22 protein-coding genes are annotated in these 24,357 nt (G+C 70.0%); 13 read left to right on the top strand and 9 right to left on the bottom strand.

From position 1 onward, the window contains the following. Together Pph01_RS20925 and Pph01_RS20920 are read left to right on the top strand one after the other, a co-directional pair. Complete coding sequence (locus tag Pph01_RS20925; RefSeq protein WP_204074808.1) at positions 1–1,149, top strand: sensor histidine kinase; 1,149 nt, start codon at positions 1–3, stop codon at positions 1,147–1,149. Further along, positions 1,146–1,802, top strand: a complete 657-nt coding sequence (locus Pph01_RS20920; RefSeq protein WP_204074807.1) for a response regulator transcription factor — start codon at positions 1,146–1,148, stop codon at positions 1,800–1,802. The genes Pph01_RS20925 and Pph01_RS20920 overlap by 4 nt, the downstream gene beginning before the upstream one ends. Before the next feature lie 82 nt (positions 1,803–1,884). Here Pph01_RS20920 and Pph01_RS20915 read toward each other — a convergent pair whose 3' ends face one another. Further along, positions 1,885–2,676, bottom strand: coding sequence for a GNAT family N-acetyltransferase (locus tag Pph01_RS20915; RefSeq protein ID WP_204074806.1), 792 nt, complete (start codon positions 2,674–2,676; stop codon positions 1,885–1,887). A gap of 300 nt (positions 2,677–2,976) precedes the next feature. Between Pph01_RS20915 and Pph01_RS20910 the strand changes: the two genes are divergently transcribed. Together Pph01_RS20910 and Pph01_RS20905 are read left to right on the top strand one after the other, a co-directional pair. Further along, positions 2,977–3,639, top strand: coding sequence for a DUF4097 family beta strand repeat-containing protein (locus Pph01_RS20910; RefSeq protein WP_204074805.1), 663 nt, complete (start codon positions 2,977–2,979; stop codon positions 3,637–3,639). Positions 3,640–4,220: 581 nt separating this feature from the next. Continuing rightward, a complete protein-coding gene (locus Pph01_RS20905; protein WP_204074804.1) occupies positions 4,221–4,775 on the top strand; it encodes an EF-hand domain-containing protein in 555 nt (184 codons plus the stop codon). 75 nt (positions 4,776–4,850) lie between these two features. On the opposite strand, the gene Pph01_RS20900 is transcribed toward Pph01_RS20905, so the two are convergent. From Pph01_RS20900 to Pph01_RS20880, 5 genes are all read right to left on the bottom strand, one after another. Next, complete coding sequence (locus tag Pph01_RS20900) at positions 4,851–5,117, bottom strand: Rossmann-fold NAD(P)-binding domain-containing protein (RefSeq protein WP_204074803.1); 267 nt, start codon at positions 5,115–5,117, stop codon at positions 4,851–4,853. Between the two features lie 18 nt (positions 5,118–5,135). Next, on the bottom strand, positions 5,136–7,583 hold the full coding sequence (locus Pph01_RS20895; protein WP_239116882.1) for a DUF8508 domain-containing protein: 2,448 nt from the start codon (positions 7,581–7,583) through the stop codon (positions 5,136–5,138). Between the two features lie 353 nt (positions 7,584–7,936). Beyond that, positions 7,937–8,452, bottom strand: a complete 516-nt coding sequence (locus Pph01_RS20890; RefSeq protein WP_204074802.1) for a hypothetical protein — start codon at positions 8,450–8,452, stop codon at positions 7,937–7,939. Between the two features lie 431 nt (positions 8,453–8,883). Beyond that, positions 8,884–9,684: an N-formylglutamate amidohydrolase gene (locus Pph01_RS20885; protein WP_204074801.1), complete on the bottom strand. Its 801-nt coding sequence runs from the start codon at positions 9,682–9,684 to the stop codon at positions 8,884–8,886. A gap of 156 nt (positions 9,685–9,840) precedes the next feature. Continuing rightward, positions 9,841–10,764: a LysR family transcriptional regulator gene (locus tag Pph01_RS20880; protein WP_204074800.1), complete on the bottom strand. Its 924-nt coding sequence runs from the start codon at positions 10,762–10,764 to the stop codon at positions 9,841–9,843. Positions 10,765–10,835: 71 nt separating this feature from the next. On the opposite strand from Pph01_RS20880, the gene Pph01_RS20875 reads away from it, so the two are divergent. Beyond that, positions 10,836–11,723 carry an SDR family NAD(P)-dependent oxidoreductase gene (locus Pph01_RS20875; RefSeq protein ID WP_204074799.1) on the top strand — a complete coding sequence of 296 codons (888 nt, stop codon included), beginning with the start codon at positions 10,836–10,838 and terminating at the stop codon, positions 11,721–11,723. A gap of 129 nt (positions 11,724–11,852) precedes the next feature. On the opposite strand, the gene Pph01_RS20870 is transcribed toward Pph01_RS20875, so the two are convergent. Beyond that, entirely contained in the window at positions 11,853–12,857 is a 1,005-nt protein-coding gene (locus Pph01_RS20870; RefSeq protein WP_204074798.1) for a DUF2278 family protein, read from the bottom strand. A gap of 217 nt (positions 12,858–13,074) precedes the next feature. Here Pph01_RS20870 and Pph01_RS20865 point away from each other — a divergent pair, with 217 nt between their 5' ends. From Pph01_RS20865 to Pph01_RS20855, 3 genes are all read left to right on the top strand, one after another. Next, a complete protein-coding gene (locus Pph01_RS20865; RefSeq protein WP_204074797.1) occupies positions 13,075–13,365 on the top strand; it encodes a YiaA/YiaB family inner membrane protein in 291 nt (96 codons plus the stop codon). Between the two features lie 183 nt (positions 13,366–13,548). Next, positions 13,549–14,511: a YncE family protein gene (locus tag Pph01_RS20860; protein ID WP_204074796.1), complete on the top strand. Its 963-nt coding sequence runs from the start codon at positions 13,549–13,551 to the stop codon at positions 14,509–14,511. A gap of 130 nt (positions 14,512–14,641) precedes the next feature. Beyond that, entirely contained in the window at positions 14,642–15,196 is a 555-nt protein-coding gene (locus Pph01_RS20855) for a DinB family protein (RefSeq protein ID WP_204074795.1), read from the top strand. Positions 15,197–15,275: 79 nt separating this feature from the next. Here the strand turns inward: Pph01_RS20855 and Pph01_RS20850 are convergent, their stop codons facing one another. Continuing rightward, positions 15,276–16,109, bottom strand: a complete 834-nt coding sequence (locus Pph01_RS20850; RefSeq protein ID WP_204074794.1) for a helix-turn-helix domain-containing protein — start codon at positions 16,107–16,109, stop codon at positions 15,276–15,278. Positions 16,110–16,257: 148 nt separating this feature from the next. Between Pph01_RS20850 and Pph01_RS20845 the strand changes: the two genes are divergently transcribed. Beyond that, entirely contained in the window at positions 16,258–16,980 is a 723-nt protein-coding gene (locus Pph01_RS20845) for a GNAT family N-acetyltransferase (protein WP_204074793.1), read from the top strand. 22 nt (positions 16,981–17,002) lie between these two features. On the opposite strand, the gene Pph01_RS20840 is transcribed toward Pph01_RS20845, so the two are convergent. Next, positions 17,003–18,118, bottom strand: a complete 1,116-nt coding sequence (locus tag Pph01_RS20840; RefSeq protein WP_204074792.1) for an alpha/beta hydrolase — start codon at positions 18,116–18,118, stop codon at positions 17,003–17,005. Positions 18,119–18,390: 272 nt separating this feature from the next. On the opposite strand from Pph01_RS20840, the gene Pph01_RS20835 reads away from it, so the two are divergent. The 4 genes from Pph01_RS20835 (at position 18,391) to Pph01_RS43390 (ending at position 24,302) form a co-directional block, all read left to right on the top strand. After that, the gene (locus Pph01_RS20835; protein WP_239116891.1) at positions 18,391–20,004 is read left to right on the top strand and encodes an ABC-F family ATP-binding cassette domain-containing protein; all 1,614 of its coding nucleotides are present in this window, start codon (positions 18,391–18,393) and stop codon (positions 20,002–20,004) included. 231 nt (positions 20,005–20,235) lie between these two features. Further along, positions 20,236–21,027, top strand: a complete 792-nt coding sequence (locus Pph01_RS20830; RefSeq protein ID WP_204074790.1) for an FxLYD domain-containing protein — start codon at positions 20,236–20,238, stop codon at positions 21,025–21,027. Positions 21,028–21,112: 85 nt separating this feature from the next. After that, positions 21,113–22,216 carry a saccharopine dehydrogenase NADP-binding domain-containing protein gene (locus tag Pph01_RS20825; RefSeq protein ID WP_204074789.1) on the top strand — a complete coding sequence of 368 codons (1,104 nt, stop codon included), beginning with the start codon at positions 21,113–21,115 and terminating at the stop codon, positions 22,214–22,216. A 202-nt stretch (positions 22,217–22,418) separates the two neighbouring features. Further along, positions 22,419–24,302: a sigma factor gene (locus tag Pph01_RS43390; RefSeq protein ID WP_204074788.1), complete on the top strand. Its 1,884-nt coding sequence runs from the start codon at positions 22,419–22,421 to the stop codon at positions 24,300–24,302. Positions 24,303–24,357 lie beyond the last annotated feature (55 nt).

The raw sequence follows: 24,357 nt of genomic DNA, 5'->3' as shown, positions 1-24,357 counted from the left end.
ATGATCGGGCTGCGCAGTGGGACCGTGGGAGCACGGTTCACGATGTTGTACGCCGTTGTGTTCCTCCTGTCGGGTGTCGGGCTGCTGGGCCTGGTCTTCCTGCTCTCCGGCGGCAGCCTGAGCAACGTCTCCCCGGCTGGAAATCTCCCCGACCAGGGCAGCGTCACTGCGGCACAGCAGCGCGTCCGGGAGTTGGAGGACCAACTGGCCGCGGTGCATGCGCAGCAGTCCAGCCAGCTGCTGGCCGGCTCGCTGCTGGCGCTGATCGTGATGGCAGTCGTCTCGTTGCTGCTCGGCCGGGTCCTGGCCAAGCGGGTCCTGCGGCCGCTGCGGCTCATCGCGGCTGTCACCCGGCGCATCTCCGCCGACAGCCTGGGTCAGCGGCTGGCCGTCACCGGTCCGGCGGACGAGGTGAAGGACCTCGCCGACACCATCGATGAGTTGCTCGGACGGCTTGAGGCATCGTTCACCGCGCAGCGGCGCTTCGTCGCCAACGCGTCCCATGAGCTGCGTACGCCGCTGGCGACGATGCGGGCGTCGCTGGACGTCGCGGTCGCCAAGCCCGACCCTGCCGCCTCGACGGTGGCGCTCGCGGACCGTCTGCGTCGGCAACTTGACCGGGTCGATCACCTGCTCGACGGGTTCCTCGTGCTGGCCCGGGCGCAGCATGGCGCGCTGGCCGACGCCGCACCGGTCGACCTCGGCGACCTCATCGACGCCGCACTGCGGGAACGGTCCGCAGACGTGCGGCGGAAGGGGCTGAGTTTGACGGTGGACGTGCCGCCGGCAACGGCGGCCGAGGGCAGCCCGGCGCTGCTGGCGCGGCTGGTGGGCAACGTCGTCGACAACGCCGTGACCCACAACGCGAACGGCGGATGGATCGAGATCACCGGGTTCGCGAAAGCGCAGGAGACGGCGCTGATCGTCGAGACCGGCGGGCCCGTCCTCGACCAGCGGAAGGTCGACCGGTTGGCGCAGCCTTTCGAGCGGCTCGGCGGCGAACGTACCGGCTCCTCGGGTCTGGGCCTGTCGATTGTGGCGGCCGTGGCCGCCGCCCACGGCGGCCGGCTCGCCCTGCTTGCCCGGGCAGAGGGCGGCCTACGCGTGTCGATCACCCTTCCGGCCGCGAAAGTGCCAGTGGGGACGTGAGGATCCTGGTGGCCGAAGACGACGACGCCCTCGCCGAGGTCGTCGCCGAAGGGCTACGCGACCAGGGGATGGCCGTTGACCTGGCGTACGACGGGCTTACCGCCGCCGCCAAGCTGGACCTCACCGCGTACGACGTGGTGGTCCTGGACCGGGACCTGCCCAGTCTGCACGGCGATACTCTGTGCCAGATGATCACCGAGCGGCCGGACCGGCCGATGGTGCTGATGCTGACCGCGGCCAGTGCGCCCGGCGACCGGGTCAGCGGGTTGACCCTGGGCGCGGACGACTATCTCGCCAAGCCGTTCCACTTCCCGGAGCTGATCCTGCGCATCCAGGCGCTGGCCCGCCGCAAACCGGACGCGCGGCCCCGCATGCTGCACGTGGCCGGGATCGCGCTGGACCCGGTACGCCGAACCGCTGTTCGTGACGGGCGGCAGCTTGACCTCTCAGTGAAGGAGTTCGCCGTGCTCGATGCGCTGCTGCGGGCAAGCCCGGGCTTCCTGAGCACCGAAACCCTGCTCGAGCAGGTATGGGACGAAAACGCCGACAGTTTCACCAACACCGTCACGGTCACGGTAGGCCGGCTGCGGCGCAAGCTCGGCGACCCGCCGGTCATCGCGACGGCGCGAGGAGTCGGCTACCGGATCGCCTGATCACCGACTGCGGACGCCCGCGAGAGGCTGCGCCGCATCGCCTCTCCTGGTCGGATGAGCACTCCCCGGCCGCCGGACGACTTCAGGCGAGAGACGGTGACAGGACCCGGTCGGAGCCGATGATGTCGGCGACGCTCGACATGTGGTGGTCGTAGGTGTCGATCCGCCAGCGGGCTCGCAAGAGGTCCTCGACCGCCGGATGGGGGCCGGGCAGGCAGAGCCGTACCGTCGGGGCGTCGAAGACGGTGAGGGCGCTCCGCAGGGCGGCGGCGGGGTCGTGGCTGCCGGCGGTGGTCAGGTGGATCAGGTTGTCGGGCCCGGCCACTCCCGCGGCGGCGACCGCGCCGCCGTCGTCGTACACGAGCACTCCGTTCGTCCCCGGCGTGACGGCCCAGTAGGCGTAGTCGGCCGTGCGGTCCACGCCGGTGAGCAGCGACTCGGCGGCGCCCGCGTCGACGACGTCGACTCTGCGCGCGGACGGCTCCGCGCCGCGGCCTGGCGGGCCGCTGAGATAGAGCAGCGGCCATCGCGGCCGCATGCCGTGACGCAGGTACAGGGGCATCGCCCGAGGGTCCTGCGAGGCGAAGGTGAACCTCGCTCCTGAGCCAGGAAATGCCGCCTCGAGCAGGCTGCGACCCACGCCGCGGCCGTGCCGGGCGGGGTCGACGAACAGGTCGCACAACATCGTCGCCCCGGCGAACCGGCGGGTGGCGCAGTATCCGGCCACCTCGCCCCCGGTCACCGCGACCAGGAACCCGCCGTTACCGCGGAGATGGGCGACATACCGCGGATTCGCGCCGTCGCCGTCCCCGTTGGCGGTTGCGATGCGGGCGATTTCGGCGACGTCACCGTCACCGGCCAGGCGTATCTCCATCCTCGGGACGCTATCGCGGGCCACGCCGTCATCCTCCGCCGGGCCGAACGTGCGCAACCCTGTGGTGGGTGAGAGCAGGCCGGGATCATGCCCCGGGGCCGAACTCCACTTTCATCGACTGTCTGCACTACGCGGCCACGGGGTCATGCCCGGCCGGCTACTTCCCGCCGTATATCAGCGGCGGCGTCAGGACGGCGACAGCCCAGTATCAGTGCGGTCGGCGATGGTGAATGCCATGAACGGTTCAGCGACGCGGCCTCGGGGTTGCGAACTGGGCCACACCAACACAAGGAGCACATGATGCAGACGTTCGACACCCCCGCCCCGATCTTCGCCCTCCTGCACATCCCCGCGGGACGCGTCCAGTTCATCGCCGCCGACCGTACCGACACCACGGTCGAGGTCCTGCCCGCGAACGCCTCGAAGAGCCGCGACGTGAATGCGGCGGAGCAGACCACGGTCGCGTACGCCGACGGCGTCCTGCGGATCGAGACCCCGGTGAAGAACCAGTACTTCGGCCCGTCTGGGTCCATCGAGGTGACGGTCAGGCTGCCTGCCGGGTCCCGCGTCGAGGCTAAGGCGGCCAGTGCTGAACTGCGGACCGTCGGCCGCCTCGGCGACGTCGACTTCGAAGGCGCGTACAGCCAGATCACGATCGACGAGGCTGCGGGCATGCGCCTCACCGCGGTCGACGGCGATGTCGAGGTCGGCCGGTTGGGCGGCCCCGCGCAGATCAGCACCGCACGGGGCGACATCCGGATCGCCGAGGCCACGGGCGGCAAGGTCGTGCTGCGCACCCAGTCCGGCGACATCTCGGTCGGCGCCGCCGCCGGAGTCTCGGCGGCTCTGGACGCCGGTACCAGCCACGGCCGTATCGCCAACGCTCTCAAGAACGACGGCACCGCTGAACTCGAGATCCAGGCCACCACCTCGAACGGTGACATCACCGCCCGCAGCCTGTAACCCGTGGCCTCTGAAGGGAGGTACCAAGCTGGGATGTCGTCGCGACGCCGATACGCGGCCAGGATGGGGTGGTTTTGAGAGAAATCGCAGGTCAAGACGTGACCGCGACGGGACTGTAAACCGTCGGCTCAACCTACCCAGGTTCGGACCCTGGACCTGTCACACAAGCCTGAAGAGGCCCGTCACCTGCGGAAACGCGGCGGCGGGCCTCTTGCTATGTGTCCGGCTATGCATGGTCATCCCCGGCCCTCTACGGCTGCTCGCGTCGCATCCGCGTCGGCGGCGGCATCGGCGGAAAGATTCGGGATCATCGGAGATGATGTGCTGAGGCGTGGATGACGATCCACATGGCTTGACACCCATAGTCGCCCGTCCTGGTATCCGGGCGTAGAGCCTCTGGTGTCGGACTCTCTCCCTGAGGCCGGTCCTTCGTGAACACCGGCGTACTACTCGCACGCGGTCTCTCAAGGCACATTAGTGTTGCCGCGTCGCTACCACGACACCATCTGTCACTGAACGGAGCCATCCGGATACTTAGGGAGCGGTCCTGATCCACGCCGTTCGATCCGGGAGGTACTCCTGTGACCCGTTCTCTCCGTGAGTCCAACGTCGCTGCCCTGTTCGCCCTGCTTGACAGCACTGGCGACGGGCAGATCGCTGCCGATGACTTCAAGCGCATCGCGGACGGGGCATGTGCCGCGTTGGCCCTCGACCCGGGCTCGCGTCAGCATCAGGCCCTTCAGCAGTTGTGCGCGGACTGGTGGGAACACGTCCGCGAGGACGCCGACCTCGATGGCGATGCCGCGGTGAGCGAGGCGGAATTCGTCCAGGCGGTGGACCACTTGGTCGCGGGCCATCCGCAGTTCCAGCAGATGACCCTAGCGCTGTCGTGCGCCGGCTTCGACGCCGCCGACATCGACGAAGACGGTTTCATCTCGGCGCCGGAACTCGATCGCCTCTTCAGCGCGTTGGGTGTCCCCCACGGGGTGGCCGAGGGTGCTTTCGCTCAACTGGACACCGACGGCGACGGCAGGATCTCCCGCCAGGAGTACGCCGAAGGCGTCTGGGTGCTGATCACCAGTGAGGACCCTGATGCTCCTGGATCGGCGATCATGGGGCAGACGCGGGCGGGCTGAGCCGTCGTGAATCTCCCGCTGCAGGTCACGGCCTGTGAGTAAAGTCGGCCCCGGCGGTCGACCCCGGTGAGTCTCTCACCTGCCGCCCCTCGGATCGGTCATGGACAGCGCAACCGGGAAAGAGGTGCCGGTGAGCTCCTCGGAACTCTGCCAAATGCGGTTGGTGTCGTCCTCGCTGCGAAGCCGGGAGTAGACGGTCTGTTCGGCGGGCGCGCCGGACAGGTTCCCGAGACCGCTGGGACCGTAGAGGCGAGCGCCGCGTGCGTCGGGGGAGGTAGCGGCCAACAGGGCCGGCAGCACCGCCGTCGCGTGAAGACCGCGAGAAAAGCGCCCGCCCTTCATGGGCGGGCGCTTTGTGGGTTACTCGTCTACTACAGGGCTACCGGGGAGGCAGCGGGCGGGGAGCCGGTGTCCGTTGCAGCCGGCGAGGATGCGGACGATCTGGGGATCGTGGTCACTGGCCTGGTCGGAGAATTCGGCGTTGATGTGGACGACGCCGTAGGAGTAGCCCTTGATGGCGGGGCTGATGAGGATGTGGTCGAGGACCTGGGAGTTGCCATCGAAGATGTAGCTGTAGCGCTGGTCGGCGGGCAGGGTGTCGATCAGGGTCTTCAGGACGGTGCCGTTGCCGGTGAGGGTCTGGATGGCGGGGCTGAACTGGTAGTCGTTGAGATCGCCCAGCACGATGACCTGGGCGCTGCCGCCGCTCTTGTCGGACAGGTCCTTGACGAAGTTGTGGACCTCGGTTGCCTGGGCGATGCGCTGGACTTCGCTGCTGCGGACCGGGGGCTGGACGGCGGCGCTCAGCGGGGCGTCGCCGCCCTTGGAGTTGAAGTGGTTGGCGATGACGAACAGTTGCTGGTTGCCGTGGTAGCGGAACTCGCCGACGAGTGGCTTGCGGCTGGTGGCCCAGGCGTCGCTGGTCGGGTTGATCCGGCCGGGTGAGACCGACAGGGAGATCTGGTTGCCGGCCCCGTGCTTGCGGATGACGGACACGGCTGTGTCGGCGTCACCGCCGGGGCGGTCGACGAATGTCACCTGCCCGGGATTGAACAGGAACCCTTGGCGGATGTTGCCACCGGGTGCGCCGCCGTCGGTGTCGTTGTTCGGGTCGATGGAGCGCCATGCGTACGTGGGGCCGCCCGCGGCCCGGATGGCCGCGGTGAACTTCGCGATGGTCTGGTCGGCTGCGACGACGCCGTTGTCGGTGGTGCCGTTGTTGTCCTGGATTTCCTCCAGGGCGAGGATGTCGGGCGCGCCGAGGTTGGTGACGACCGCCTCGGCCAGTCGCGTGAACTTGGTGTCCGGGTCGGTGGCGGTGAGGTTCTCGACGTTGTAGGTCGCGACGGACAGGTCGTGCTTCTTCGTCGGCGGGAGCACCTTCTGGCGCTTGAGGCCGCCCTCGGTGATCGTGCCGAGCTGGGTGGCCTGCACGACGTAACCGCCGAACGACTGGTAGTCCACCGGTCCAGTGGTGCCGACGGCCAGCGTGGAGCCGACGTTGGCGGCGGGCGCGCCGTTCAGTGCGACGATCATCAGGCGGCCGCTGTTGGGATCGTCGTAGGTCTTGTAGATGGAACCACCGCGCGGGGTCGGGTTCTGGCCCGGCTTGAGGGTCACCCACAGCTCGGAGAACTCCGTGTTGACCGGGCTGACCAGGCGGGTGTCCTGGGCGATGGTGACCCGCATGCCCTCGTGGATCTCCAGCCAGTCCAGCACGTAGGAGGACGGCTCCAAAGGTTGGGCCTCGAGGCTGCCGCTCTTGGTGTAGGCGTCGGGTAAGGCGACCGGTACGGCCGCGGGCAGCGCGTTGCCGCTGCTGAGCTTGGTGGTGGTGATCGTGCCGCCGAGTTCGGTGAGGCTCTGCGCGCCGGCGGCAGGGCGGAACTCGGTGACGCGGCCGGAGACCAGGACGGAGTCCCCGATGGCCACCGCCGGCGACGTCGAGCCCATGAAGACGAACATGCCCTCGCTGGACAGGGCGTCGGCGTCGGCGCCGGGGTCCTGGAACCAGAAACCGCGCGCGTTGCCGGTCACCCGGACGGCCGTGACGATGCCCGGGACGTTCGTGACGTTCTGCCCGACGATCGGGGAGATCCGGCCCGTGCCCTGGATGTCATGGATGCGCACGGTGCCGGGGGTCGGGTCGCCTGGGCCGCCCGAGTCGTCCGCGGTGACCGTGGTACCCGCGGAGTTGGTGGCCTTCGGCACGCCGGCGGTGAAGTCGGCGGCGTTGTTGTCGGTGTCGATCAGCGCTCCGCTGCGGGCGTTGGCCGTGGTGTTCGTGAGCCCGGGCGCGGCGGCCGTCTCGACGTTCGCGGTCGCGCCGTAACCGACCAGGTCCTTGACGTTCGGAGCAGTCGCGCAGCTGATGCCGCAGCCCACCAGCAGGATTTGGGCCGTGACCAGCGCGACGACACCAGAGGTCGCGGACATGGGGATCGAGCCGATGGCGTCGGGCGTGGGCAGCGCCAGGGTGCCGCCGGCGCCCGCAGCCTCCTGGACCAGGTACCTGCCGTGCGCGGGGATGCTGCCGGTCAGATTGGTCATCTGAAAGACGGCGCCCGCGGCCGAGGCGTACTGAACGCTCCAGGCCGAGACGTCGATGGGGTGGTCGGTGGTGTTGGCCAGCTCGATGTAGTCGTTCTTGATGACGGCTTGGGCATTGCCGCCGCCGCCGTACACAGCGGAGATGACGACGTCGGATGAGAGGGCGTTCGCGGTGCCGGGTTGTAGTGCCATGGTCGCCGCGACCATCAGCGGCAGACTCGCCGCCGCGACAAGCCGACGTGTTCTGGGGATTGCCACAGGACTTTGCTCCTAGATCGAACATCAGGGGCATTGGGATCGGGGGCGCCAGGACTCTCTCTTCTGCGGGGAAGGGCCTAGGGAAAATCGCCTAAATGCCGCCACCTGTTACGTGTACGTGCAAGAGGGACACGCTGCGTTAGCGGAATGTTCAGGAGGGTGTCAGGGGTCGCCTCCCGCGACCGCCGCGATCTCACGCGGGGATGGCCTCCACCAGGTCGGCGCAGGCGGCGTTCTGGCCATCGATCTCGATCATGTGGACCGCTCTGCAAGTGGTGTCGAGGTACGGCAACGGACGCGCGTACGACTCACGACCAGCGGGAAGCCCAGGATGGATGTGCCTGAGGGGGATTTCACGGCTGTGCGGGATATGCGCGGGGGCCCGTACGGTCACAGTCCGCAGTCGGAGATCTCCCGGAGCCGCCGACCTTCATCAGGACGAGCCCCTTGTTGTCGGTCATGTCGGACGCGGCGCGCGAGCGCAGGAAGGTGGTCTTCACCTTCGGCGTCGGCTTGCCCTTGCGCGTGTTCGTGGGCGTCGGCCGTCCCCGCTCCCCGATGTCCTGCGTACGCACCTCAACCGTGTCCTTGCCGGTGTCGATGGCGCGTCTCACGGTCGCGTCGTCCAGGTCGGCTTGTTCCGTGCTGGTGAGGTTGTCGTGCTGGCGTTCCAGGGCGGTAGGGCAGTCGTGGAGCTTGACCTTCAGGCTGTCCGTGAGCAGTTGGCACGCGCCCGCGTAGTCGCGATGGCCCACTCGCTGGAAGTAGCTGGTCGCCACTCCGGTCGAAGTGTGGTCGGCCGTGCCGCTGCACGCTCCGAGGGTCGCCACCGCGAGCGACGCCACCGCCGCCGTCCATACCCACCGCATCAGATTCACCTGCTTGATCTGGCTGAGCGCCATTACCTGCCGTCACTGCTCAGCGCGATGACGAACCCTGTTGAGCCGACCCGTTCCGCAGCCACACCGCCCCAGGCCCGGTCGACGGACGGCCATTGCCGTCGTGTCAGCGCCGTGCCACCCGTACAGCGCCATGCCCCGCGTCCCGGGCGTACGGATGGAACGGTCCATACTTCCGGCCGTGTCCCACCCCGAATATCGGGATTCGGCTGATCGCGCGGATGGCAGCGGTTTTGGAGTCGGAGCTCCGCACGGAGCAGATCTTCGACGACTCCTACCGAAATGTCTAGATCGCGTATGTCCACGATGGACGATCAGAACACGGCCTGAGTGCGAGCATGACCCGAAGGGGTCGACGACAGGAGCCGGGACCATGCTGCAGTCGGGACCGTGATGATCGTCTAGGCGGACGACACCGCGTCGACGAGGTCGGCCAGTGCCCTGGCGAGGTGGTCGACGCCCTCGCGCAGTGGGCCGCCGGGTTCGCTCATGTAGGTGTCGCGGCGGATCTCGACCATGAGCGCGCTGACCGAGGGTTGCTGCCGGTAGTGCTTGAGAGGCACGTAGCAACCGGCGAAGGGGGTGTTCAGCTTGATGTCCCGGAAGCCGGAGAACGCGTCGCGGGCGGCCTGCACCAATTCGGCAGGGGTGTGGAAGGAGTCCGTGCCGAGGCAGATCGCGGGGCGCGGGCCGTCACCGTGCAACTCGTACGGCAGCGGCCGGCTGGGGTAGGAGTGGACGTCGATGATGACGGCGTGGCCGGTCGCGGCAAGTCGTGCGTCGACCAGGCCGGCCATGGCGGCGGCGTACGGCCGGTAATGCCGGGCGAGGAGAGCCTCGTCGCGGGCGTCGTCGTCGGGGCGAAGCCGCCGGCCGTGCGCGGTGCGGGTGTAGACGGCGCCCATGCCCACGGCCCGCATCTCCTCACGCTCGTCGGGGAAACGTTCGGGATCCACGACCAGCCGGGAGTAGCGGTTCTCCAGCAGCCACGGAGTCAGGGCGGAGGCGTTCGCGGCGCGGGCGGCGATGAGCCCGGTATGGGCGTCGGTCATGTGGTCCAACTCCACGGCCAGGGCGTCGTCGTCGAGGACGATGCTCTGACGGGCGGCGGCGGTGAGGGCACGAGAGCCGTGCGGCACGTGCAGGACCACAGCGGAGGCCGGCACGCCCGCCCGTACGCGGTAGATCGGCTCGTCGGACATGTCTGCTTCCACCTGGCGTCTCGCGTTCTTGGGATCGTGATCGAGTCCCCCACCGGATCATCCGGGAGGGCGGTTACCGCGATATTTCGGTAAATACGCCGTCGACTGGCGGGCCCGTCCGGAAGGCCGGACGTCCACACAGAATTCCCGGCCGTGCTACCCGGGTGTGCCCGACTCGGCCGCCGCCGCGTGCAGGGCGTCGGTGAGCCGGGCGACAGGCTCTGTCAGCGGGCGGGACAGCCGCGCCAGCACGACGCGTCGCAGTTCCTGAGGGCCGCCGTGCACCGCCACGATCCGCACCCCCGGAGGCGCGGCGGGCGCGAGTGAGGGAGGCACGGTGGTCAGTCCGCATCCGGCGGCGACGAGATGGAGCTTGGCCATCCAGTCGCGGGCGGTGTGGGCGATCTCGGGTCGTTCGTCCAGCCCGGGCCAGACTCCCATCAGCTGCTCATCGCCCGAGGACGCGCTCGCGATCCAGCGCTGGCCCCTCAGGTCGGCGACGTCGACGGAATCACGCCGGGCGAACGGATGGGCGGCGGGCACCGCCAGGCGGAGACTGCGCTCGGTGAGCGTCTGCACCTCCAGCGGAGGCGACTCGGCGTCGGGCGGGCGGAACGGCGGCGCCGAGGCCAGCACCGCGAGATCCACAGTACCGGCCCGCAGCGCACGGATGAGCGCGGGCGTGCTGCCCTCCCGCGTGACGACCCTGATGGCGGGGTGACTGCGGCGCAACCCGGCGACGGCCCGGGGCACCAGGACGGCGCCCGCGCTGGTGAACCAGCCGAGGCGCACGGTGCCGGCCTCGGTGGGCAGGCCCGCGAGTTCGCGTGCCGTGGCGTCGATCTGGTCGAGCACCGTCGTGGCCCGCCGCAGCACGATGTGCCCGGCGGCGGTCAGCCGTACCCCGTCATGGCGCCGCTCCAGCAGCGGGACCCCTGCCGCCCGTTCCAGTGCGGAGATCTGGCGGGAGACGGCGGACTGGGTGTAGCCCAGCGCGGCGGCCGCGGCGGTGAGCGTGCCCCGCTCGGCCACCTCGCGGAAGACCCGGAGCTCGGTCAGCGAGGCGTCGGTGAAGTCCATGAACTTTACGCATACCAGATGTGCATAACTTTCGTTGGACGCATGCCTGAAACGCTTCCTAGCCTGGGCGCATGGAGATCGCACGTATCGCCCTGGTCACCGGGGCCAACCAGGGGATCGGCTTCGCACTCGTCGAGGGGCTGGCCGCCCGGATGGGGCCCGGCGACACGGTCCTGCTCACCGGACGCGACGGCCGGCGGGTGGCGGACGCCGTGTCGCTCGTCGCCGGGGCTCCAGGAACGAGGAGCCGGGTGGAGGGCCGGGTGCTCGACGTGACCGACGCCCGGGCGGTGGCCGCGATGGCCGCCGAGCTCGACGAACGGCACGGCGGAGTGGACATCGTGGTGTCCAACGCGAGCGCCCTGCTCACTCCCGAGCGGTCGCAGTCCGAGCAGGCCGACGAGTTCATCGCGGTCGCCAACGGCGGCACGCACGCCATGCTGCGCTCGTTCGGCCCGGTGTTGCGCTCCGGCGGACGGATGGTCGTCGTGGCGAGTTCCCTGGGCACCCTCGGCCATCTGGACCCTCGGCTCCACCCCTTGTTCGACGGCACGTCGCTCGACGAGGTCGAGCAGGCCGTCGAGTCCTGGCGCACCGCCGTCCACGCCGGTACGGCCGAGGATCTGGGCTGGCCGCGCTGGCTCAACGTGCCGTCCAAGGTGGCCCAGGTCGCAGCGGTGCGCGCGGTCGCGGCGCAGCGGCGGACACGTGACGTGCCCGAGGGCACTCTGATCGCGGCCGTCTGCCCCGGGCTCGTGGACACGCGGCTGTCGCGGCCGTGGTTCGCGGACTTCAGCCAGGCCCAGACCCCGGCGCGGGCCGCGAGGGCGGTGCTCGACCTGTTGCTCTCCGAGCGGGTCGACCCGGAGTTCTACGGCGAGCTCGTCCGCTTCGGCGGCGTGCTGCCCTGGTACGGCGGCACGCCTCTCCACGAGCAGGACGGGCAGCTCATCGCGTGATCCGTCTCGGGAGGCCGTGGATGCCCATCACTCGAAGCCGCTCGTGGGTCCGAGCGGTGGTGCGGTGCCCGGGAACGAGACTCCCGCGAGCACCGGCTCAGCCTGGCAAGCTCTTCCTCCCGCCGGGGCTCAGAAGGTGATCGTCCATCCTTCCCGGGCCGCCTGCTGTTTGGTGTAGGAGACGCCGTCGGCCTTGAGACCGGCGGGGTCGAGCAGGGTGATCGCCCCGCCGCCGTTGGCCAACTGGAGTCCTGCGGTGACGGGAAGACAGAGGGCCGCCCCCGGGCCGATGAGCCCGGTGAGGGGGAGCGTACGTCTTCCCTGGTCGGTCAGGCGCCAGCCCTCGAGGTCGATCGGCTCGGGTGAGGTGTTCAGGAGGGTGACGGTCTCGGGTTCGGGGGCGGGGCCGTTCGGATTGACGAGTGCGGCGAGGATGCGGAGCGCCCGGTCGCCCGGAACCGGCCGTGGCGGCGCCTCGTCGACGGCGTGCCCGGTCGTGTCGTCGGTGTGCCAGGCCTGGGACTGGAAGGCGAGGAAGATCGCGATCCACCGTTGTTCGGCGGGCAGGTGGATCAGCAGCCCCCCGTCCTGCCAGACGCCGTCGTCCCTCCGGAAGCTTGCGCTGTTGCCCTGGTTCATGTGCACGTCGTGGACGCCGTTGCCCGGCAGGAAGCCGAACACCTTGTCGCGGGTGGAGGGCTCGGGACCCCATCGCTCGCCGAAGACGTACACGCCGGCGGCCGGGTCGCCGATCGCCCGCTGGACGTAGTGGTCGAGTTTGTCGGCCAGGTCGTTGTCCTGGCCGGGAAGCTCCGGCGGGAGCGGACGCATGAGCGCGGGGTCGAACAGGTTGCCGCGGATGAAGTCCAGGCTCGCGCCGCCCGGTCGTGACGCGAGCGCCGACCACCCGCTGCCCACCTCCGGCAGGAGCGCCGTGACGGGGTGGGCGAAGTCCTCGTCGGCGAGGTAGAGCAACTCGGAGGGGGCCTGCTGCGACTGGACGTTGACCGCGGCCCGATAGGCGGTGCCGCCGGCGTCGAGCAGATGGATCTGGAAGTGCGGGGTGTCGGTGGTTCCCTCACGGCGGCGGTCGACGGCGCGAGCCGCCAGCACACCATAGGACCTCAGTGGCATCGGCGATGCTCCAATCACCTGGCTTCGGGTCACATCGGCTCGTGTGCGATTTCGACAGTAATCTCAGCGCCGGTTGAATGGCCGACATTGCGGCATTTGGAAAACAAGTCCGGTATTCGCGAGTCGCACTGGATCGGACACCGGAGGGTGCACCTACTCACGTCGGCTGAGTAGCCGCACTCAGGACACGCTCATCGGCGGTCCCGACGATGGCCATATGACACCAACAGTGCAAACGCGCCAGACCACGACGACCGCGTTCTACGTGCAGGCTGTGATCTCGTTCGGGGTCTCGGTGACCGCGCTCGCGGTGGGCATCGCGTACATTCCGGTGAGCGGCTGGGTCCGATCGTTCCTGGGCCTGGGCCTGCTCTACGTCGTGACGTCGACGTTCACCCTCGCCAAGTGCGTCAGGGACCGGCAGGAGGAGAGCACCCTCGTCGGCCGGGTCGACCAGGCCAGGCTCGACAAACTGCTGGCCGAACACGACCCCTACAAGGTCGACTGACGGTGCGGCCCTTCCTGACGGGTTCACCGATCGGTTGAGTCGTGTTCGCGCACAAGAACATCACGACCGGAAAGGTCATTTCGGTCTGAGTCAGGCGTCTCGTTCGCCCGGTCCGCACCGCTCGCCGGTCGCGACCGGGTGATCGTCCGCCCTCCCTCACGCGAAGTGCCCTTGGAGGAAATGATGTCCACCCGAGCGAAGATCGCCACCGGACTGGCGGCCTCGATCACGGTCGGCGCCCTCGCCCTGAGCGCGGGCCTGACCCCCGCCCAGGCCGCCCAGCCGGCGCATGTCCTGACCGGCGCGTCGGCCGCCGCGGTCGTCGAGCCCCCGGTGTTCACCGCCACCCTCGCCAGGTCCTACGACACCTTCGACGCGAACCAGGCCGTCGCCGTCGACAAGAAGTACTTCTACGTGGTCGACAACCGTAAGATCACCAAGCACGACAGGGCGACCGGCAAGCCGTTGCTGCAGTTCGTGTCCGACCCCGGCGGCCCGATCATCCACATGGACAGCGCCGTGGTGGTCGGCGACAAGCTGTACGCCGCGCACTCCAACTACGACGAGTCGCCGATGGAGAGCTCGATCGAGGTGTTCGACACCAAGACGATGCGGCACGTCGACACCTACAGCTTCGGCATCTACCGCGGCTCGCTGACCTGGCTGGACCGGCACGACGGGGCCTGGTGGGCGGGCTTCGCCAACTACGACCAGGTGCCTGACGGCGAGACCGAGCCGTACGGTGAGACCTACAACACCCAGATCGTCAAGCTCGACGACCACTTCCAGGTCGTCGAGTCCTGGAACATCCCCAAGGCGATCCTCGACCGGTTCAAGCCGATGAGCAACTCCGGTGGATCGTGGGGACCCGACGGCCGCCTCTGGCTCACCGGGCACGACCTCGGCGAGGCGTACGTCATGAACCTCCCGACCGCCGGCCCCGAGCTCGAGTGGGTCGCGACGGTCACCCTGCCCGACGTCGAGGGCCAGGGCATCGCCTGGGACCGCTCGGGCGGCACGCCCACCCTGTGGGCGATCAAGCGCTCCACCTCGCAGGCGTTCAGCTTCGCCGCGCCGTATCGCTCGATCAGCGACCCGAACGGCTCCTCCTGGAAGGTGCTCGGCCCCGGCCACTTCCAGCAGTGAGCCCCACACCCTGATCGGCGGATGATCGATGGAGTCCCACTGCGAGGCGGCTCCATCACGAGGCCCTTCCGGTTCGCCGGAAGGGCCTCACGCGGTTGACCCCCCGAGCGGACCTGAAGAAGACTGCGGCATGGCCGACATCGGAAACTCGCTGGAGAAGGCGTTCGACTTCGTCTGGAGTCGCTTCCTCGATCGCCTCGACGGCCTGACCGACGACGAGTACTTCTGGGAACCCGTTCCCGGCTGCTGGTCGGTGCGCCAGGACGACACCGGGCGATGGCGGATCGAGGGCGACGGGGCAGGTCCGACGGGCGAGCCCACCCCTGACCCGCCGCCCGTCACCACGATCGCGTGGCGCATCGGGCACATCGGGGGGACCTTCATCGGCTTCGGCGACCGGCTGTTCGCCGACGGGAAGATCACGGTCGACGACATGCGGTACGCCTCCTCGGCGACGGACGCCCGCGCCTTCCTGGACGCCGCCTACCGGGACTGGCGCGAGGGCATCGGCGGGATCGACGAGCGGCGGTGGTGGAGCCCCATCGGCCCGGCCTTCGGCTTCTACGCCAAGGACTCGACGGTCGACCTGGCGCTGCACGTCTTCGACGAGATCGTGCACCACGGCGGGGAGGTCGGCGTCCTGCGTGATCTCTACCGCCGGAAAGACGAGCTCGGCGGTTCCTGAGCGGCGCCACCGCACCGAAGGCTGCCGATCGCTCTTGAAGGACGGCGCGCCCCGGAAGGGACGCAGACCACCTGAGGACTCAGGCGGAGGCCTTTATGAGCGATCTGTTCAGGTGGGCGAGCGCACGCTCCGACGTGCTGTCGGGCTCGGCGCCCATGACGATGAGCTGCTGACTGGGGGCGCTGTTCACCGTGAACACGTCCCAGTGCAACGTCACCGGGCCGACGTCGCGGTGGTAGAACTGCTTGACCTGGTTGCGCCTGGTCCGCACGTCGTGGCGCGCCCACAGGACGCGGAAGTCCTCACTGTGCGCGGACAGCTCCTCGACGAGCTCGACGAGGTCCGGGTCGCCGGGATTCCTTCCGACCGCCGCGCGCAGCTCGGCCACCTTGTACGCGGCGGCCTCCTCCCAGTCCAGATAGAGGTCCCGCGACTCCGGGCAGAAGAAGACCAGCTTCAGGCAGTTCTCCTTGTGGTCCACTCTGTCGTAGAGCAGGACGGTCAGAGGCGTGGCGGCCAGGACGTTCAGGCCGCGCCCGATGACGAACGCCGGATTGTCGCGCCACCCGGCCATGAGCTGGAGAAGGGCCGGGCTGACCTGCTCCGGTCCGCGGGTCTCGGGCCGGGGCGGCCACGCGCGTGTGTGCACGAGCTCGTACATGTAGTCGGCCGCGTCGGCGTCGAGGCGCAGGGCGTCGGCGAGGGCGGTCAGCACCTGCTGGGACGGATTGCGCTCGCGCCCCTGCTCCAGCCGGATGTAGTAGTCGGTGCTCATGCCGGCGAGCATCGCGAGCTCTTCGCGACGCAATCCGGGGGTGCGCCGCCGGCCACTGGGCGGCAGGCCGACGTCCCCGAGTGACGTCGCCTCGCGCCGGCTGCGGAGGAAGTCGCCGAGGAGCCTGTCGTTTTCCATGCTCATCAGGCTATTTCGCTTGACCTGCGACGACAGTGGGTGCGTCACACCCATGCTGGGCGCTCGTCCGCCGGCGACGCGCAAGTCGCGCCGGGCCGTCGGGTGGAAATCCGTTGCCCGGAGGCTCAGGCTGCGCGACTCTTCAGCTATGGAGGACGAGCGGCGGATCCTGGCCGGCGACGACGGAAGCCCCGTGCTCGGCTACGTGGAGGGCACCCGGGACGGCAGCCCGTGGGCCGGTGTCCTGGAGGTGCTCGGGTCCAGCGCGGCCGATCTCATCATGGCGCGGTGGCCCGGCTGGTTCGTCTCGGCGTCGGAGGACCTGTCCGGCGAACTGCTCGAAAGGGGCGCCCGGCTCGTACGGCACGCGCACACGATGTCCTGCGATCTGCGCGGCAGGACGCCGGCGAAGGTCCGGCCACCGAGCGGGTTCCGGTTCGTGCCGTGCGACCGCTCACCGGAGGACCTGCTCCCGACGTGGATGGCGGCCTATCCGCCGGGCCATCCCGATCATCAGCCGCGTGACGAGGCGCGGACATTGTCCGAGCATCTGGTGCCGCTGCTCAGCGGGGAACTCGTGGGTGACCTGCTTCCGTGCAGCAGGCTCGCGGTGGACGCGGACGACACGGTGGTCGGAGGTGTGCTCGTCAACGACTGGCGCGGCACCCCCATGGTCTCCGACATCGCCCGCCATCCGGCCGGCTCGCCCGCGGGCCTCGGCTCCGCGCTGCTCGCGACCGCGATGGACGCCGCGGCCGCCGACGGGCACCGCGCCGTCGACCTCGCGGTCACGCACGCGAATCCGGCCAGAAGGGTCTACGAGCGGCTCGGTTTCACCGTGGTCCGCACCGGGATGACCGTCATGATCTGACGTGCCCCCGGAGCGCGGCCGCTCACAGGCCGGACACGAACGTCCGCACGGCGCCCTCATACTGCTCCGGGTCGACGTTCCACGATCCGGTGTGCCCCCCGCCCTTCGTATGGACGAGGGTGACGAGGTCGGGCCGGCTCCTGGCGAACTCCAAAGCCGGCTCGACGGGCACGGTGGCGTCGTCCGAGTCGACGAAGACCAGCGCCGGGATCGAGAAGTCGCGGGCGTGGCGTACATGGTCGAGGCCGTCGAAGGACAGGCCGGTACGCCGCTCGATGACCCAGTCGGCGACGGAGACGAGGAAGCCGGGCACCCCCATCTGGCGGCCGCCGTACGCGATGGGCGAGCGCCAGTCCAGGACGGGGCTGTCCAGGATCATGCCCTTGATCGGCTCGTCCGGAAGCTTTCGCACGGCCATGGGCACGATCGAGCCGCCCATCGACCATCCGTAGAGCACCACACTCTCCGCGCCCTGGCGCCTGGCGTAGGTGATGGCCGCGGCCAGGTCCTCCCACTCGGTCGCCCCGAGGTGGAGCTTCCCGTCGGGGCCCGCGGGCGCGCCGGCGTCGTTGCGGTAGGTGATGCCGAGCACCGGCATCCCGAACCGGCGGAGGGTCGGCAACACCCGGAGCGCCTCGGCGGCGTTGCCGTTCCGGCCGTGTACGGCGATCACCCACGTCGACGAGGTCCCCTCGGTCCGCCACGCGGGGAAGGCGCCGAGGGGCGAGGGGACCGTCACGTCCTCGTACGGCACGCCCACGGCCGACGGGCGGACCCGCCCCCACAACGACCGGTCGAGAAAGGCGCGCACACCCGGGCGGAGCGCGCCCCGGGACACCTTCTCCACTTTCCGCGTCACCGTGCCCACGCCGGTGGAGACCACCGAGCCGAGCAGGGCGTTGCCGTCCGCCCAGGTCAGTCCGTACGTTCCGGGAGCCGCGGTGTCCGTGCCGCCCTTCAGCGTGACCTGGTCGCCCTCCACCGCCGTCACCTCGAGCGGATATTCGGAGGAGTGGGAGGGGTCGATGACGAAGCCGGAGTAGTACCACCCGGCGCCCCCGAGCGCGATCACTGAGAGGAGGGGCATCCCCGCCGCGGCCCAAACGAGACGACGTCTCCACGGGGGATTGGCACGCATGGCCCAGAACCTAGCGTGAGATGCCGTGATACCTACCCGTATCAGGCCGAATCCGGATGTGGTGTGCGCCACGGCCGGCGCCCTGTGGCGGCGGCGGCGATTGACGGAGGCGGCCTGATCCGATGCCCGGCCTCGAGGGCCGTCTGTCAGGGCGACCGCCGATTATCCGGTGGCCAGGTTCGCGCTTGGCTGTTTACGCTTCGCGGGTGTCCTCTTCCTTCGACTGGCCTGCCACCAGGGCCCACAGTGTGCAAGTCAGCCACCTGACGCATGTGCTCCCTGACGGCAGGACGTTGCTGAACGACGTGTCGTTCCGGATCGGCGAGGGAGCCAAGGCCGCCCTGGTCGGTCCCAACGGAGCGGGCAAGACCACCCTGATCCGGCTGATCGCCGGCGACCTCCAGCCGGTCGAGGGATCGGTGACCAACGCCGGCGGACTGGGTGTGATGCGGCAGTTCATCGGCAGCCTCAGGGGCGCGGGCGAGGGCTCCGCGGCGGAAGACGGCCGCGACAGCCGTACGGTCCAGGAACTGCTGCTCAGCGTCGCCCCGGTGCGCGTGAAGGAGGCGGCCGCGCGGCTCAACGACGCCGAACTCGCCATGATGGAGCGCGAGGACGAGAAGACGCAGATGCGTTACGCGCAGGCGATCACCGACTACACCGACGCCGGCGGATACGACATCGAGGTGCTCTGGGACACCTGCACGATGGCGGCGCTCGGGGCGCCCTACGACAACGTGAAATATCGGGATCTCACCACGTTGTCCGGTGGCGAGCAGAAGCGGCTCGCGCTGGAGGCGCTGCTCCGGGGGCCCGACCAGACGCTGCTCCTCGATGAGCCCGACAACTACCTCGACGTTCCGGGCAAGATCTGGCTCGAGCAGGCACTCAGGGAGACGCCCAAGACCGTGCTGCTGGTCTCGCACGACCGCCAACTGCTCGCCAACTCCGTCGACCGGATCGTCACCGTAGAGGCGGGGAACGTCTGGATCCACGGCGGCGGCTTCGCCACCTACGCCGAGGCCCGCAAGGAGCGCAACGAGCGGCTCGACGAACTGCGCCGCCGCTGGGACGAGGAGCACGCCAAGCTCAAGCGCCTGGTCGTGATGCTGAGGCAGAAGGCGACCTACAACGACGGCATGGCCGCGCCCTATCACGCTGCCCAGACCCGGCTGCGCCGGTTCGAGGAGGCCGGGCCGCCCGAGCTCGCCCCGAAGGACCAGCTCATCAGCATGCGCCTGCGCGGCGGCCGCACCGCCAAGCGCGCCGTGATCTGTGAGAGTCTCGAGCTCAGCGGCTTGATGAAGCCCTTCGACCTGGAGATCTGGTACGGCGAGCGCGTCGCCGTGCTGGGCTCCAACGGCTCGGGCAAGTCGCACTTCCTGCGCCTGGTCGCAGGGGAGGACGTCCGGCACACCGGGGTGGCGCGGCTGGGCGCACGCGTCGTCCCCGGGCATTTCGCGCAGACTCACGCCCGGCCCGAGCTGCTGGGCCGCACGCCCTGCGAGATCGTGATGACCGAGCACGCGCGGCTGAAGAACGAGGCCATGAAGGCCCTCGCGCGCTACGAACTGGCCGGCGGCATCGCCGAGCAGCGGTTCGAGACGCTCTCCGGCGGCCAGCAGGCCCGGCTGCAGATCCTCCTGCTCGAGCTGTCCGGGGCCACCCTGCTGCTGCTCGACGAGCCGACCGACAACCTCGACCTGGCCAGCGCCGAGGCGCTGCAGGCCGGGTTGGACGCCTTCGACGGCACGGTCCTCGCGGTCACGCACGACCGGTGGTTCGCCGCCGACTTCGACCGCTTCATGGTGTTCGGAGCCGACGGCAAGGTCTATGAGTCGCCGGAGCCGGTCTGGGACGAGGCTCGGGTAGCGCGCCCGCGATAAAGCACTGAAGCCCGCTGAATACCGCTGAATCTCACTGAATCGCAACTAATCGCGATTCAGTGAGATGAATCGACTTCGTCGCCGCGGATTCGTCGTCGGGCGCACCCGGGCCGTGTCTGGAATGACCGGCTCGCCGCCGGTGGAGAAAGCGAAGAGAACGGCCGTTAAAAATAGCGCACGCATTGCGCGTGTCAGCGGTCGGGCCGTCCGGTTCCGGGTTATGACGGCTGAGTGACGCGACGCACCCGAATCACGATCGCCCTCGCCCTCGCCGGACTGGCGGCCACGGCGTGCTCCGGCGACGACATGTCGAACGGCCTCCGGCCGCTCTCGCTGAAGGAGCAGGCCTCCTCCGTCGTCAAGTCGGGCAGCGGGTACGTGGTGAGCTGGGCGGGCGTGCTCAGCAACGCCAACCGATGGCACTTCGGCGAGAACGCGGTCGCCGTGATCACCGCTGTGGACGCCGCCGGCAAGGAGGTCGTCCACATGGAGCAGCCGCTCGACGCGGTCGCTCCGGGCGCGTCGCTGCCCTTCTCCGGGCAGGTGACCTCCAGCGCCAAACCCGTCCGCGTGAAGATCGACTACAGGCCGGCCTCGTGGCGGGAAGCGACCCGCATACCGTCGGCCTTCCTGGCCTTCCCGGTGTCCGAGGTCTCGACCGACCGGTTGCCGGCGGGCTCCTACCTGGTGACCGGCTATGTCTCCGACCCGTTCCTGAAGGCGGCCGACGGCCTCGCGGTCACCGCGCTGCTGCGGGACGCCGCGGGCAAGCTGGCGGGAGGCGGCACCGCCTACGTCGACGACGTCCGCGCGGGTGACAAGCGCCGCTTCGTCATCACCGTGGACGGAGTGCCCGGAGCGGTCGCCAAGACCGACGTGCTGGTCACCACCTGGGGTGCTACGGCCAAGCCGTACGAGGACCTGGCCACCGCCGGCGCCGTCCCCATCCACACGGTCGCCCCCACCACCGAACCGTTCGTGAAGGACCGCGGCTACCAGACGATCAACGACCGGCGTCAGTGAGACGGCCCGTCGCCGGGTCCCGGCGCCAGGAATCCGGCGACACCCGCTGTCGATCTTGAAATCGGAGGCAGGTTACCGTAACGGCATGACGAGCCCCAGGATCGTGGTCTTCGGAGCCACCGGCTTCACCGGCGGGCTCATCGTCGACGCCCTGCTCGCGATCGGGGTCCGGCCACTGCTCGCGGGCCGGGACCGGGCCAGGCTCGACGCACTCGCGGCGTCACTGCCCGCCGAGGTTCCCACCGCCGTCGCGGACGCCAGGCGGCCCGAGTCGGTGCGCCGCATCGTCGGACCCGGTGACGTGCTCGTCTCCTCGGTCGGCCCGTTCGTCCGCATGGGCGACGCGGCGGTGACCGCCGTGACGGAGGCCGGTGCCACCTACCTGGACACCTGTGGCGAGCCGATGTTCATCAAGCGGGTCTTCCAGCGGTACGGCCCCGCCGCCGCCACCCGGGGGGCGGCTCTGCTCACCGCGTTCGGGTACGACTACGTGCCCGGCAACCTGGCCGCGAGCCTGGCGCTGCGGAAGGCGGGCGGGGAGGCGGTGCGCGTCGACGTCGGCTACTTCCTGAGCGGCAACATCGCCCGGCGTGCCAGCGCCGGCACCCGCGCCTCCGTGCTCGGCGTCGCCCTCGACCCCATGTACGGCTTCCGCGAGGGCCGCATCGTCCGCGAACAGGGCAGGACGAGGGTGTTCCACACAGGCGGCCGCCGGCGGCATGGCGTCTCGGTCGGCGCATCCGAGCACTTCACCCTGCCGCCCGCACACCGGGCGCTGCGCGAGGTGAACGTCTATCTCGGCTGGTTCGGCGGCCTCACCCGGGCCGCCGGCCTGCTGGCCAGGGCGGCCCCCGTGATCGCGGCCCTGCCGGGCGCCAAACGGGCGACGGACACCATGGCCGCCCGTGTGCTCCGTTCCGCCGACCGGACGCGTCCGGCGGGCAGGCCGCTCACCTCGCAGGTCGTGGCGGAGGCGTACGACGCGAGGGGCAGGTTGCTCGCCTCGGCCGAGCTCGACGGGGGCGATCCGTACGACTTCACCGGGCGCGTCGTCGCCTGGGCCGCCGCCACCGCGCTGGCCGGGGGCGTGCGGGGAAAGGGCGCCCTCGGCCCGGTGGACGCGTTCGGCCTGGACCTTCTCGCCCAGGGGTGCGCGGAGGCGGGTTTCGCCGCCAGGGAGACCGGGTGAGCGGGGTTTCCCGGCCCCGCGCAGCGATTTCACCGACGATTATGAATTGTCCGAATAAGGTGTCATAAAAGCCGTTCGCAGGTTCCGGTGATGACGGGTGAAATCGCCACTGATCGTCGATAGTTAAATGCGATCCATGTAGTTACGTGACTTCGGGTGAATCGGTGGAGCTTTAAGTTACAGAGCCTTTACGCTCGGTTATATGGACGATGGCATCCTGGTCGAGGCGTTGCGGGCACGCGATCCCGGCGCGCTCGCGGCTCTCTATGACACGTATGCCGAAGGGGTCTACCGATACTGCCGCGCGATGCTGGGCAGCCCCGACGGCGCCCAGGTCGCGTTGCGCGACACCTTCGTCGCGGCCGAGGCCCTCGTGGGCTCGCTCGCCGACCCGGCGAAATTCCGGCCCTGGATCTACGCCCTCGCTCGCGGAGAGTGCCTGCGCCGCCTGATCCCCGGCGAGGCCACGCCCGTCGACACCGGGCCGCTTCCCGTGATGACGCAGCCGCAGGCCGATCACGGCGACGCCGACCTGCGGGGCGTCGCGTGGAGCGCCGTCATGGGCCTCGAGCCGCGCGACCGCGAGGTGCTGGAGCTGGCCACCCGGCACGGGTTGTCCGGAGCCGAGGTCGCGGCCGTCCTCGGCACGGGGGAGCGATACGCCGAAGGGCTTCGGGAGGCCGCGGTGGCGCGGCTCCGCGACGCTGTCACCGCCGAGATCCTCGCCCGGCAGGAACCGCGCGGCTGCCACCGCCTCGCCGGAATCCTCGCCGGCTTCGGCGGCGACCTCCCGCGCGAGATGCGCGACCGGGTGACCCGGCATCGCGCACGGTGCGAGATGTGCTCACGACGGGGGATCAAGCAGATCTCGGCGGCGAAGGTCTTCGCCCTGCTGCCCGAGATCACACTGCCGGGCGCTCTGCGCGTTCGCGTGCTGAGCTGCTTCATCGACCCCGAGCTCGTGCCGTACCGGCGGTTCGTCGCGCGGAGGATCGGCCCGCTGGACATCTCCGGATTCCCCCGCTCGGGGATCAGAGGTGAGGGCCGGGTGGCCCAGGCGATCGCCGGCACGGTGGCCGCCGTCGCCGCCGCGGCCGCGGTCGTGCTCGTGCTCGCACAGGTGGTCGGGGCGCCGGAGGAGAGGATCACGACCATCACCGGGCGCCGCGTGCCCGTGCCCAGCGAGACCCCGGCGGTCGCGGCGCCCGCGGCGACGGAGAGCCCGAAGCCGAGCAGGACGCCGACGCTCATCATGCCCGTGGCGGAGGAACAGCCCATCGACACTCTCGGGCCGCGCAAGCTCGCCGCGGCCGTTCCCGGGATGCAGCGGCCGCAACCGACGCCCAAGCCCCTGCCCGCGCCGACATGGTCCAAGCCGCAGGGACCGAACCAGCCTCCCTGGCCACACCCGCCGACCACCTGGCCCACCACCCGGCCCACCACCCCGGTGCCGCCGACACCGACCCCGACGCCCACTCCTACTCCGACGCCCACCCCCACTTCTGAGCCGAGCGAGCCGCCTGCGTCACCCACGCCTCCGGCCGAGCCGCCTTCCCATCCCCGGCCTCCGCACGAGCACCAGCACGGGCCCGGTCATCCTCGGCCGCACCGTGAGCGGCCCTGCCCGCCCACCCCCACGCCGCAGCCCAGCACCGGGCCCACCACCGGGCCGACCACCGGGTCGCCGCCCGGACGGGAGCACACCTCCGGGTCGCATCCAAGGCCTGAGCGTCGCGCGTACCCGCGGCCCAGGCGTGAGCCCGCGCGGGAGCACACCGCGGGTTCACACCCCAGGCCGGAGCGTCGTGCCGAGCCGCGTCCCGAGCCGGGGCCTGGGAGAGAGCACACCGCCGGTTCGCGTCCAAGACCTGAGCGTGGTGCGGAGCCGCGTCCCAGGCCGGAGCCCGCACGGGAGCACACGTCCGGTTCACGCCCCGGACCGGAGCACGCCGCGGGTTCGCGTCCAAGACCTGAGCGTCGTGCGGAGCCGCGTCCCGAGCCGCAGCATCCCGCTCCATCGGCCCCACCCGCGCCGACCGCCTCGATCGAGCCCGCCGCACGACCGGAGTCGCCGTCGGAGGAGTGACATCGCGGCCGGCCGTCGAGGGCTCCGGAGAGCCCTTGGACCCCGGAGAGCCGGT

This window comes from Planotetraspora phitsanulokensis, assembly GCF_016863295.1.
In the GTDB taxonomy this organism is placed as follows: Bacteria; Actinomycetota; Actinomycetes; order Streptosporangiales; family Streptosporangiaceae; genus Planotetraspora; species Planotetraspora phitsanulokensis.
This window is presented reverse-complemented; position numbering and strand designations above follow the sequence as displayed.

What these genes read in the sequence shown, in the direction of transcription:
- Pph01_RS20925 (WP_204074808.1), top strand. Translation starts at nt 1, where the DNA reads ATGATCGGGCTGCGCAGTGGGACCGTGGGAGCACGGTTCACGATGTTG.
- Pph01_RS20915 (WP_204074806.1), bottom strand. Translation starts at nt 2,676, where the DNA reads ATGGAGATACGCCTGGCCGGTGACGGTGACGTCGCCGAAATCGCCCGC.
- Pph01_RS20910 (WP_204074805.1), top strand. Translation starts at nt 2,977, where the DNA reads ATGCAGACGTTCGACACCCCCGCCCCGATCTTCGCCCTCCTGCACATC.
- Pph01_RS20900 (WP_204074803.1), bottom strand. Translation starts at nt 5,117, where the DNA reads ATGAAGGGCGGGCGCTTTTCTCGCGGTCTTCACGCGACGGCGGTGCTG.
- Pph01_RS20890 (WP_204074802.1), bottom strand. Translation starts at nt 8,452, where the DNA reads ATGCGGTGGGTATGGACGGCGGCGGTGGCGTCGCTCGCGGTGGCGACC.
- Pph01_RS20885 (WP_204074801.1), bottom strand. Translation starts at nt 9,684, where the DNA reads ATGTCCGACGAGCCGATCTACCGCGTACGGGCGGGCGTGCCGGCCTCC.
- Pph01_RS20880 (WP_204074800.1), bottom strand. Translation starts at nt 10,764, where the DNA reads ATGGACTTCACCGACGCCTCGCTGACCGAGCTCCGGGTCTTCCGCGAG.
- Pph01_RS20875 (WP_204074799.1), top strand. Translation starts at nt 10,836, where the DNA reads ATGGAGATCGCACGTATCGCCCTGGTCACCGGGGCCAACCAGGGGATC.
- Pph01_RS20870 (WP_204074798.1), bottom strand. Translation starts at nt 12,857, where the DNA reads ATGCCACTGAGGTCCTATGGTGTGCTGGCGGCTCGCGCCGTCGACCGC.
- Pph01_RS20865 (WP_204074797.1), top strand. Translation starts at nt 13,075, where the DNA reads ATGACACCAACAGTGCAAACGCGCCAGACCACGACGACCGCGTTCTAC.
- Pph01_RS20860 (WP_204074796.1), top strand. Translation starts at nt 13,549, where the DNA reads ATGTCCACCCGAGCGAAGATCGCCACCGGACTGGCGGCCTCGATCACG.
- Pph01_RS20855 (WP_204074795.1), top strand. Translation starts at nt 14,642, where the DNA reads ATGGCCGACATCGGAAACTCGCTGGAGAAGGCGTTCGACTTCGTCTGG.
- Pph01_RS20850 (WP_204074794.1), bottom strand. Translation starts at nt 16,109, where the DNA reads ATGGAAAACGACAGGCTCCTCGGCGACTTCCTCCGCAGCCGGCGCGAG.
- Pph01_RS20845 (WP_204074793.1), top strand. Translation starts at nt 16,258, where the DNA reads ATGGAGGACGAGCGGCGGATCCTGGCCGGCGACGACGGAAGCCCCGTG.
- Pph01_RS20840 (WP_204074792.1), bottom strand. Translation starts at nt 18,118, where the DNA reads ATGCGTGCCAATCCCCCGTGGAGACGTCGTCTCGTTTGGGCCGCGGCG.
- Pph01_RS20825 (WP_204074789.1), top strand. Translation starts at nt 21,113, where the DNA reads ATGACGAGCCCCAGGATCGTGGTCTTCGGAGCCACCGGCTTCACCGGC.
- Pph01_RS43390 (WP_204074788.1), top strand. Translation starts at nt 22,419, where the DNA reads ATGGACGATGGCATCCTGGTCGAGGCGTTGCGGGCACGCGATCCCGGC.